The organism is Brachyspira pilosicoli (assembly GCF_019402445.1).
GTDB classification, from domain to species: domain Bacteria; phylum Spirochaetota; class Brachyspiria; order Brachyspirales; family Brachyspiraceae; genus Brachyspira; species Brachyspira pilosicoli_B.
Map to the genome: position 1 here is coordinate 1 of NZ_SRZM01000386.1, position 2,706 is coordinate 2,706.

Sequence of the window (2,706 nt, forward strand, 5' to 3'; positions counted from 1 at the left end):
GACTTCGTCAAAGAACCAAAAAGTGCAAATTAAGAAAGTAATACTAATTATATTTTATATACTAAATATTAAACTAAAAATAATATAAATATTTATTAATGTTTTGAAACAAGGATAATAATAAAAAGGAGCTTTATACAAAATAAAACTCCTTTTAAAAAAATTATTAATTATATTTAATTATCTCTTATCCATAGAAATAAACTCTTGAGGGTCAGAAACATTTTTATATGCAGGTCTTATAATTCTTCTGTCATCAAAATTAAGTTCCTCTATTCTATGAGCACACCAGCCTACAATTCTTGACATAGCAAAAAGCGGAGTATAAAGCTCTTTAGATATACCAAGCATTTCATATATAAATCCAGAATAAAGATCCACATTGGCACAAACTCTTTTTTTCTCTCCTTTTACCTTTATAAAACACTCTATAGCTCTCTCTTCTATTAATTCCATAAATGCAAGCTCTTTTTCTTTTTTCTTTTCTTTAGCAAGCTGACGAGCCAAATCTTTTAATATAACCGCACGAGGGTCTGATAAAGTATAAACAGCATGCCCCATTCCATATATAAGTCCGCTCTTGTCATAAGCTTCTTTGTTAAGCATTTTTATTAAATATTCATCTATCTCTTTTTTGCTTTCCCAATTATCTATAGCCTCTTTCAAATGAATGAACATATCCATTACTTTAGCATTAGCCCCGCCATGCAAATCACCTTTTAAAGAACCAATACCCGCAGAAATGCTTGAATAAGTATCTGTTCTTGTAGAGCTTGTAACACGTACTGTAAATGTAGAGTTGTTACCGCCGCCATGTTCTGCATGAAGTATTAAAAGCAAATCAAGCATTCTAGCTTCTAATTCACTAAACTCCTGCTTAAGCATATATAAAAAATTCTCTGCTATAGAATATTTTGGCTTTGGCAATGTAATGTTTAAATATTTTTGATTAACACTATATTGAAACATATTATAAGCATAAGCAATAACAGCTGGAAATCTTGCTATTAATTGTATAGATTGAAGCATTAAGTTTTCTAATGATAAATCTTCAGGATTAGGGTCATGAATATACATCTCAAGTACACTTCTTGAAAGTATGTTCATAATATTTTGCCCTTCCAAATCTATTATATTCATTATAGTTTTTTTATCCAAATACATATTATCAGATATTAACTCTTTAAAAGACTGCAATCTCTCCATATCTGGAAGCTTACCAGAAAGAAGAAGATAACAAACCTCCTCATAACCAAAACGCTTATTAGTTAATATATCATTAGCAATATCATTTAAATCATATCCTCTATAATAAAGCTTACCGTCTATAGGGCATACTTTTCCGTTTTTATCTCTTTCATAACCTACAACATCTCCAATATTTGTAAGCCCAACAAGCACCCCTGTTCCATCTTCATTTCTTAAACCTTTTTTTACATTATATTTCTGAAAAAGTTCGCTATCTATTTTTATTCTTTTGCTTGAATGGTCATAAAGTTTGTACAATAAATATTCTTTTTTCATAAATATTTCCTTAAATATATTATTTGTTACATTATAGAAACTATTCTTTCTGCAAACTCTTTTGTACCAAGTGCAGTTCCATTATCCATAAAGTTTGCCAAATCTTCTGTAGCATATCCGCTTTCAAAAGATTTCTCTAATGCATTTATTATTAAACTAGCAGCCTCATTCATATTCAAATATTCTAATGCCATCACAGAAGAAAGTATTAATGAACAAGGATTAGCTTTATTTTTGCCTGCTATATCAGGGGCTGTACCGTGGGTTGCTTCAAAAATAGCATGCCCTGTTTTATAATTAATGTTTCCTCCAGGTGCTATTCCTATTCCTCCAACCATAGCTGCTAATTGGTCTGATACATAATCGCCGTTTAAGTTTAATGTTGCTATTACAGAATAATCTTCTGGTTTTAATAATGTGTTTTGCAAGAATGCATCGCAAATATTATCTTTTATTATGAGTTTACCTTGTGCTTTTGCTTCTTTTAATTTTTCTTTCGCTTTATCTTCACCAAACTCCTTTTTTATTTCTGCATATTCGTCCATAGTAAAAGTTTTATCAGTAAACTCTTTTCTAGCTAGTTCATATCCGTATTTTTTAAATCCGCCCTCGGTGAACTTCATTATGTTTCCCTTATGAACCAAAGTAACAGAAGGAAGTTTATTTAATAAAGCATATTCTATTGCAGAGCGTATGAGCCTTTTAGAGCCTTCTTCTGATACAGGCTTAACTCCAAAAGATGATGTTTCTGGAAATCTTATTTTAGTTACACCCATTTCATTTTTTAGGAAGTTGTAGAATTTCTTTGCTTCTTCAGTACCTGTTTTCCATTCTATACCAGCATATATATCTTCAGTGTTTTCTCTAAAAACCACCATATTAACTTTATTAGGCTCTTTTACAGGCGAAGAAGTACCCTTAAACCATCTTACAGGTCTTAAACAAACATAAAGGTCTAAAGTTTGACGAAGTGCCACATTGAGTGAACGCATACCTTCACCAACAGGAGTAGTTAAAGGTCCTTTTATGCCTATAAGATATTCTTTAAAAGTGTCTATAGTCTCATTAGGTAAAGGAGTACCTAATTCTTTTTGAGCCTTATCTCCTGCAAGTACTTCAAGCCATTCAATAGACTTTTCTCCGTTGTAGGCTTTTTTTACAGCCGCATTTACAACCATTTGA

2 protein-coding genes are annotated in these 2,706 nt (G+C 31.1%); both read right to left on the reverse strand.

The genetic code is table 11. The features are described 5' to 3' along the window. Positions 1–180 precede the first annotated feature (180 nt). Positions 181–1,524, reverse strand: a complete 1,344-nt coding sequence (locus tag E6A48_RS11105; RefSeq protein ID WP_219710346.1) for a citrate/2-methylcitrate synthase — start codon at positions 1,522–1,524, stop codon at positions 181–183. Between the two features lie 26 nt (positions 1,525–1,550). Further along, positions 1,551–2,706 (reverse strand): NADP-dependent isocitrate dehydrogenase (gene icd / locus E6A48_RS11110; RefSeq protein WP_219710348.1); only part of this gene is annotated, 1,156 nt, incomplete at its 5' end.